This is a genomic window from Flavobacterium sp. 22659, assembly GCF_052044235.1.
GTDB lineage: Bacteria > Bacteroidota > Bacteroidia > Flavobacteriales > Flavobacteriaceae > Flavobacterium > Flavobacterium johnsoniae.
The window spans coordinates 18648-27702 of record NZ_JBQEMU010000037.1 but is presented as its reverse complement, the minus strand read 5'-3'; the positions used below and the strand labels follow the sequence as shown (position 1 = coordinate 27702).

Sequence of the window (9055 nt, the reverse complement as noted above, 5' to 3'; positions counted from 1 at the left end):
GTGTTATGACAGTGCCAGTATCGGTTACTATTCCAGCGTTAGATCCACCGTTAATTAATACTGTTACAGGAACACCAATTTATTGTGCTCCTGCGGCAAGTACTACTAGTACAGTTACTGTAACAGTTTCTAATGGAGTTGGAACATTACACTATGAAATACTTTCTCCTGCAAGTGCAGTAGGAAATGTTACTGGTGCTTCTAATGGTATATTTACAGGTTTAACGGCTGGTACTTACATTTTCCAAGTAACAGACGCTAACGGATGTACAGATAAAGCTGCTTATACAGTAGACCCATTAGTAAACATTACAATTGCTGGTCAATTAATAAATGACGTAAGCTGTAATGGAGGTTCAAACGGATCTGTGAAATTTGATGTGGACAACTTTAATGGTGCTTATACAGCAACATTGATAGGAGGTCCAACAACAGGAACACTTACTCAAACAGGAAAAGTAGTTACGTTAACAAACTTACCTGTTGGTAATTATACAGTTGAAGTGGTAGATAATACAACACAGTGTAGAACTTCTGCTTCTGTAGCAGTGACGCAGCCTGCTGTATTAACTTTAACTCAAACAACAAACGTAAATGCAAATTGTAATACAGGTGCTAAAGTGAGCGTAACTGCTGGCGGAGGAACTCCAAATTATATGTATGCATTTATGCCAGGAACAGCAGCTCCAGCGTCAACGGATTATACAAACAGTAATAACGCTGTATTGAATCCTGCAACAAATACAAACTGGAGAGCTTATGTAATTGATTCTAAAGGTTGTGAAACTTTCATTCCAATTACAATTGGAACTGACGCGTTACCATCAGCAGTAACTGCTAATGTAGCAAGCCAGTGTCCAACGACAGCAGGTGAATATACATTCACGGTAACGGTTGGATCAGGTATGGCACCTTACGAATACAGCATCGGAAATGGATTCCAAACGAGCCCAACATTTACAGTAAATGCAGCGGGAACTTACGATGTAACGGTGAGAGATGCTAATGCATGTACAATAACAGTACCAGCTTTAGTTACTATTTCTCCAGCATTACAGCTTGAAGCTTTAGTAACAGCATTACCAAGTTGTACATTAAACAATGGACAAATTAGAGCTACTGCAACAGGAGGTTCTGGAACAGCAAATTACAGATATACTCTAGATGGAGGTGTTATTGTAACAACTACACCAGCAGTATTTAATAATGTTACACCGGGTACACACATAATCCGTGTGAGAGACGTTGTTACTAATTGTGCATTTAATGTAACTGTAGAAGTTGCTCCGGCAACTGTGATTACAGGATTTGCGGTAACAGGTACTCCAGTTTCTTGTAGAGGTGGTTCTGACGGAACTATCACAGCAACTCTGGAACCAAATGCGCCAGGAGTAAATGATAACCCTGTTTATACGTATACATTAACAGGTACCTCATATACAGGTGCAGCGGTAAATAGACCAGCTCAGACAAACAATGTATTTGCTAATCTTGAAGCGGGAGATTATACAGTAACAGTAACTTCAGGAAGAGGCTGCGTTGATTCTGAAGATTTCAGAGTTCTTCAGCCGCAAGTAATTACTGTAGGAGCACCAGTTATTGCTCAATATGGTTGTGCTTCTGGAACAAATACAGCTAATTATGCAACAATCACTGTTAACACAGTTACAGGAGGTTCTGGAAACTACACAACTTACGAGTTCTTTAAGAACGGTGTATCAGTTCAAAGAGGTTCTCAGAATGTTTATACAGAATCTGATTATACAGGAGGTACTTATACTATCAATGTATACGACGATAAAGGATGTATGGGTTCTTCAACAGGAACTATTAGAATTAATCCATTTATCAGCTTAGATGCTGTAAATGTGACTGTAAATGCTCCGATGACTTGTATCTCAAATGAAGATATTACAGTTACGGTAACAAGTACAGGCGGAACACCAGTTCTTTTAAATTATAATGTAGCTGGTACAGATGGTAATACGTACAACCAATCTAACAGCAGTGGAGTTTTCACGGGATTAACGATTGGAAATTATATTATTACAGTTACAAATCCTGTAACAGGTTGTGCTATTCAGAAGATACATTACGTAAATAATGCGAATACTTTTGAAATTAAAGCCGTAGCTGTGAATGGAAAAATCTGTTATGGTACTGCAGATGGAATTGTTGATCTTACTTTTGTCGACAATCAGTTAGATCCAACAAATGATGCAGGAATATTTGATTATGTAATTACTGGTCCTGTTCCTAGTTCAGGAAGATCAACAAATGCAGGTCCTGTTACTATTTCAAACCTAACTGCAGGTCAGTACACTGTACAGGCGACATTAGTTGGAAGACCATACTGTACTGTAACAACGGTGTTCTCTATCGAACAGCCTAATGCACCGTTAAACCTAACGCTTAACAAATCGAATATTACTTGTGTATCTGGAAACAATGATGGTGAGATTTCGGCTTCAGCCACAGGAGGATGGGATACAGATTATCAGTATCAGTTAATGAATGGAACTACGGTTGTTGTAGATTATTCTACTCAATTTACATTCAGCGGATTATCTGCAGGTACTTACACAGTTAATGTGAAAGATGTTAATGATTGTATTGTAAGCGCAAGCGAAACACTAGTTATTCCAACTCCAATTACGGTATCAGCTTCGGCAAATGTATCTGTACTTGCTTGTTATGGTGATGACAGTGGAGTTATTACAGTTGCACAGCCAACAGGCGGACAAGGAAGCAACTACTTGTACACATTAACAGTAGTTTCTGATGATCCGGTTAGCATTGTAGGACCACAAATTGATCCAGTATTTACAGGATTAAAAGCGGGAAGATATGTTGTTACTGTAACAGATGGATACAGCTGTCAAGCGGCTTCAACTGAAATTACAATCAGCAACCCAACAAGAGTAGAAGGAGATGTAAAAGTGACAAGAAATCAAACATGTTTGACTTTATCACAAATTACATTGAGTGCTACAGGTGGAACAGGTTCTTATACATACAGCTTAGACGGAACGACAGTACTAGGTTCGTTTACATCAACTTCTCCTGCAGTATTTGATGTACCAGTTGGAAAATACATGTATTACATTTCAGATACTAATGGATGTACTTCATTTGTAAAAGAAGTTGAGATTCCAGCATTGATTCCGCTTAATCTTGATATTAACACTTCTAGTGCTATAGTGAAATGTAAAGGAGAAGCTACAGCATCTATTCTTGCAGAAGCGATTGGAGGAATTGGTAACTATGTTTACTCATTACTTAACACTTCTGGTGGAATTGTTAGACCAGATCAGGCAGACGGTAGATTTGATGACTTGTTAGTTGGAACTTACAGAGTACGTGTGGTGAGTGGTGATTGTAATTTCACTAGTGACGTAGTTACTATTGCTGAACCGGCAACGCCTATTGATGCCAAGTTTAATCCGCAAAATGTAACTTGTTTTGGAGCAAACAATGGTCAAATAGAAGTAATTGCTTCTGGTGGAACTGGAAAAATACAATATGCAATTTCTCCGGATCTTGATAAATTTGATTCTGTCTTCGTGTTTACTAAATTAGAACCAGGAGAATATCAGATAGTAGTGAAGGATGATAATGGATGTAGTATTGTTGAAACTATTACAATTACACAACCAGAATTACTTAGAGCTTCTGAAATTGCAGGCTCTATAATTCCTGAAATTTGTTCTGGTGACAAAGACGGTGCTTTTGCAATCGAGATTAAAGGAGGTACTGCATCATACAGCGTAAGTTTGGATAATGAAAATGGTCCGTTTACTGCTGGTATAGTTGGTCAAACAGAATTTGAGTTTAATGGGTTATCTGGTGGTAAACATACTGTATATTATAAAGATGCAGTAGGTTGTGAAAACATGATCGATATTATCTTACCAGACGCTGTAACATTAAATCCAACAATCCAGGTAAGCTATGACTGTGTTAATAATCATGCAGCCAACAGAGTTGAAGTTGATCCAGGTTATGCAGATCATAATGAAATTGATTACAGTCTGGATGGTGTTGGAGCGTACCAGCAAAATAACATCTTTGCTGATATAGCACCAGGTAAGCACTTCATTAGAGTGAGACATACAAACGGATGTTCTGCTGATACTGCTGAGTTTGAAATTATTGCTGTTGCTCCATTACAATTAACATTAACCGAAGAAAAAGGTATTTGGAACGTAATTACAGCGTCAGCTGTAGGCGGCGGAGGTGAATATGTATACAGTATTGACGGTGTAAACTTTAGTTCAGAAACTAAATTCAAAATTTACAAAACAGGTACTTATACAATTACAGTTAGAGACAAAAACGGATGTACAGATACGAAAGATTATTACATCGAGTACGTAGACGTTTGTCTTGACAACTACTTTACACCAAACGGTGATGGAGTTAACGATACTTGGGGTCCTGGATGTACAAACATTTACAACCACCTTAAGTTCTCTATCTTCGACAGATACGGTCGTGTAATTGCGAAATACACTTACGGTCAAAAATGGGATGGTAGATACAATGGCGAGGAATTACCTTCAGGTGATTACTGGTATGTTCTTAAACTAAATGACGAGAATGATGGAAGAGAGTTTGTTGGACATTTCACTTTATACAGATAACAAAATAATAGCCCCTATGATGTTATCTAAAAAAATTATTACAATGAAAAAGTTTATTTTATCCTTAGTACTCATGGCTGTAACAACAAGTTACAGCCAAGAGTTAAACCTACCAGTGTTTACTCAGTATTTAGCTGATAACCCTTTTGTACTTTCTCCTGCTTATGCAGGTATTGGAGATAACCTTCGTATTAGAGCCAATGGATTAACACAATGGGTCGGAATTAAAGATGCACCCCAAAACCAGTCTCTTTATGCCGATTTTAGAATCCTGGACCGTTCAGGTGTTGGTATCTCTATGTACAATGATAAAAATGGATACACTAAACAAACAGGAGCCAAAGTCTCTTTTGCACACCACCTTATTTTAGATTATTACGGTGAGCAGTATTTGTCATTTGGTCTTTCGTATAACTTTAATACATTTAGAATTGATATCGATGAGTTTAACAACACAATCGAACACCCAATTCTGGATCCGTCTGTAACAGACAATCGTTATACAACAAATAATAACTTTGATATTAGTGCTTTGTATCGTAACAAAAACTTCTATATCAGTTTTAACGCAAATAACGTTTTAAAGAAAAACACAAACAAATACCGCGGAGTTGAGCCAGACCTGCTTTCAAACTATCAGGTTTATACAGGTATGATTTTCAAAGATGCTGAAAACAGACGTATCGAATACGAACCATCTATTTACTACCAGTATTTTGCGAGTGATAAACGTTCTACTACCGATTTTAACTTCAAATACAGAAGATACAATCGTTACGAAGATTACTATTGGATTGGAGTTTCGTATCGTTTCCTAAACGACCAGTTTCCAAAACCTTTATCAGTTGGGCCAATGGCTGGATTCATGAAATCTAAATTCTATTTTGGATATTCATATCAGGTTATGTTTAACGATTTGGGAGCCTACAATACAGGTACGCATGTCGTAACTATTGGATTTGATTTCTTACAATCGATTAGTAACTGTCCTTGTACGCAAAGTCCGGTTCACGATTAATAATTACAATTAAAAACTTACTGTAGATCAAATACAGTAAGTTTTTATATTTTAAAGAAGATCGATTTTTTTCTTTATTTCCTAAATTTTTGTTTTTTTTCAGTGTTTACATCGTTTTCGTTGTAATGATGCACTATTTTTCGTTTTTTTCGAATTTAACACAAGCCGAAATGTTCTATATTTGTTTTTCTTTCAAAAAAACTAAAAAATTATCAAATGAAAACTCTAAACGATTTCGACTTTAAAAATAAAAAGGCAATTATCCGTGTTGATTTTAATGTGCCGTTAGATGAAAATTTTAATGTAACAGATACAACACGTATTGAAGCTGCAAAACCAACTATCGATGCTATTTTAGCTCAGGGCGGGAGTGTAATTTTAATGTCACATTTAGGAAGACCAAAAGGTGCCGAAGAAAAATACTCTTTGAAACATATTTTAAAAACAGCTTCTGAAATTTTAGGCGTTCAGGTTAAGTTTGCTGAAAACTGCATTGGAGAACCAGCTCAGACAGCAGCTAAAAACCTGCAGCCAGGAGAAGTTTTATTATTAGAAAATTTACGTTTTCATGCTGAGGAAGAAGCAGGAGATGTTGCTTTCGCAAAAGAATTAGCTTCACTAGGAGATATCTATGTGAATGATGCTTTTGGAACAGCACACAGAGCACACGCTTCAACAACAATTATTGCACAGTTTTTTCCAAACGATAAATGTTTTGGAACTTTATTGGCAAAAGAAATTGACAGTTTAAACAAAGTACTTAAAAACAGCGAAAAACCTGTTACTGCAGTTTTAGGAGGATCTAAAGTTTCTTCAAAAATTACAGTTATTGAGAATATCTTAGACAAAGTAGACCACATGATTATTGGTGGTGGAATGACTTTTACGTTCATTAAAGCACAAGGCGGAAAAATTGGTGAGTCAATCTGCGAAGATGACAAACTAGATTTAGCACTTGAAATTTTGAGATTAGCAAAAGAGAAAAATGTACAGGTGCACATTCCTGTTGATGTTGTAGCTGCTGACGATTTTTCAAATACAGCAAATACACAAATTGTAGACGTAACTGCAATTCCTGATGGATGGCAGGGTCTTGATGCAGGTCCAAAATCTTTAGAGAACTTCAAAAAAGTTATTTTAGAGTCAAAAACAATTCTTTGGAATGGTCCATTAGGAGTTTTTGAAATGGAAACTTTCTCAAAAGGAACTATCGCTTTAGGTGATTTTATTGCAGAAGCAACTAAAAATGGAGCATTTTCTCTAGTAGGAGGAGGTGATTCTGTTGCAGCAGTAAAACAGTTCGGATTTGAAGATAAAATGAGCTATGTATCTACTGGCGGCGGGGCTATGCTGGAAATGTTAGAAGGAAAAGTTTTACCTGGAATTGCTGCAATTTTAGACTAAAATATCACAATTAACATTTTTTTGCATATTTTTAATGCATAAACTCTTTAAGTTTGCAAAAATACAAGTCCTGTAATTGTTTGAATTATAGAATTTTAAAAAAATGTTATATGATTGTAAAGAAAATCTCCTTAGTGGTTGCCGCTTTGTTTTCGATGTCGATGTTTGCGCAGGAAACTGCAGAACATTCAAAGGAAATAAAGCCAGAAGTAAAGTTGTCCTATTTAGATTCTATTAAAAGCACATTCAAAAAAGACGATCTTGCTTCAAAAGTAGACAGTCTTTGGATGAATGAGTTAGTAAGCTTAGACATCTATGATGATTTGACAAAAGATATTCAAACCATTAATAAGGATGTGACAGTAGACGAAGAACTGCCAACAGAGCTTTTAAAACAGCGTTTGGCAGCAATGAATGCTAAATCTCCTTTTGAGATAGAATACAATCAAGGATTAGAAAATATAATAAAGTCATTCCTTAAGAATCGTAAAAAATCGTTTTCTCGATTAATGGCTTTATCAGAATACTACTTTCCAATATTCGAGGAAACTTTCGCTAAAGAAAAAATCCCATTGGAAATAAAATATTTAGCCGTTGTAGAATCTGCTTTAAACCCTAAAGCAGTTTCTAAAATGGGCGCCACGGGACTTTGGCAGTTTATGTACGGAACCGGAAAACAATACGCTTTAAAAATCGATTCTTATATCGATGAAAGAAGCGACCCTCTTAAAGCTACTGCTGCATGCTCAGATTATATGACCAGAATGTTCAGCGTTTTTAACGACTGGGAATTAGTTTTAGCATCTTACAACTCAGGACCAGGAAACGTTACAAAAGCAATTCGCCGTTCTGGAGGTAAAACAGGATACTGGGATATTCGTAATTATCTTCCAAAAGAAACACAAGGATACGTTCCGGCATTTTATGCTACTATGTACCTTTTCGAATACCACAAAGAACACGGAATCAATCCGGAAAGAGCAGTGGTTAAAAACTTTGAAACAGATACTGTTGGAATCAAAAATCAAATCTCATTTAAACAGTTAGCAGATTTATTAGATATGCCGCAATCGCAGCTGCAGCTTTTAAATCCATCTTATAAACTGAATATAGTGCCGGCTTATCATGGGGAAATGAATTTCCTTCGTCTGCCAAAAGATAAAATTGCAGCATTTGTTTCAAACGAAGATAAAATTTATGCTTATGTTGAACATGAGTCTCTGGTTAAAACAATTCCAACCCGTTTAGCAGCTAAAATTGCTCCAAAAGGAAAACCAGTTAGAGAAGCTGTAGAATCTTCAAAAGACATTCAGTTTTATAAAGTTAGAAAAGGAGACAACTTAGGAACAATTGCAGATAAGTACAATGTAAATATTTCAGATTTAAAAAAATGGAATAATCTTAAAACAAATGCAATAGCATTAGGAAAAACCTTAAAAATTAAATCAGATATAGATGCCTCGGCAAAAGTGGTTAAAGAACCTAAATCTATACCTGCAATCGAGAAAAATACAGAAGAAGCAATTGCTTCTAACGATGATAAAGATAAAGTTTCAATTCAAACTGTAGAGTACGTTGTTGCTGCCGGAGACAATTTAGGAAGCATTGCTAAAAAATTCGGTACGACTATTGCGGACTTAAAAGAATTAAATGATCTTACGACTAATAATATTGGTTTAGGAAAAACATTAGTAGTTTCTAAAATCGTTACAGAGATTCAAGAGCCTGTTACAACGGCTATTGCTTCAAACTCTGTAGACGCTTTCAAGAAAAAAGCTCCATCGGCTAAAAGTGCAAGCGAAGATTATTACGTAAAAAAAGGTGATTCTTTGTACAGTATTTCTAAAAAATATCCTGGAGTAACAATTTCAGATATTAAAAAATGGAATGGTATTAAAGATGAAGATATTAAACCGGGAATGAAACTTAAAATAAACGGATAATAAAAAAATCTTATTTAAATTTGGGTTTTATTTCATTAAATCAAAAA

4 protein-coding genes are annotated in these 9055 nt (G+C 35.8%); all 4 read left to right on the top strand.

Going from position 1 to position 9055, the window contains the following annotated elements:
* Nucleotides 1-4643 (top strand): T9SS type B sorting domain-containing protein (locus tag ACTJIW_RS23620; protein ID WP_440718489.1); only part of this gene is annotated, 4643 nt, incomplete at its 5' end.
* Nucleotides 4644-4686: 43 nt separating this feature from the next.
* Entirely contained in the window at nt 4687-5661 is a 975-nt protein-coding gene (locus ACTJIW_RS23615) for a PorP/SprF family type IX secretion system membrane protein (protein ID WP_044048232.1), read from the top strand.
* 216 nt (nt 5662-5877) lie between these two features.
* A complete protein-coding gene (locus ACTJIW_RS23610) occupies nt 5878-7065 on the top strand; it encodes a phosphoglycerate kinase (RefSeq protein WP_121362753.1) in 1188 nt (395 codons plus the stop codon).
* A gap of 110 nt (nt 7066-7175) precedes the next feature.
* Nucleotides 7176-9008 carry a LysM peptidoglycan-binding domain-containing protein gene (locus tag ACTJIW_RS23605; RefSeq protein ID WP_440716462.1) on the top strand — a complete coding sequence of 611 codons (1833 nt, stop codon included), beginning with the start codon at nt 7176-7178 and terminating at the stop codon, nt 9006-9008.
* The last annotated feature ends 47 nt before the right edge of the window (nt 9009-9055 follow it).

Coding starts and splice junctions, on each gene's coding strand:
- ACTJIW_RS23610 (WP_121362753.1), top strand. CDS start 5,878: ATGAAAACTCTAAACGATTTCGACTTTAAAAATAAAAAGGCAATTATC.
- ACTJIW_RS23605 (WP_440716462.1), top strand. CDS start 7,176: ATGATTGTAAAGAAAATCTCCTTAGTGGTTGCCGCTTTGTTTTCGATG.
- ACTJIW_RS23615 (WP_044048232.1), top strand. CDS start 4,687: ATGAAAAAGTTTATTTTATCCTTAGTACTCATGGCTGTAACAACAAGT.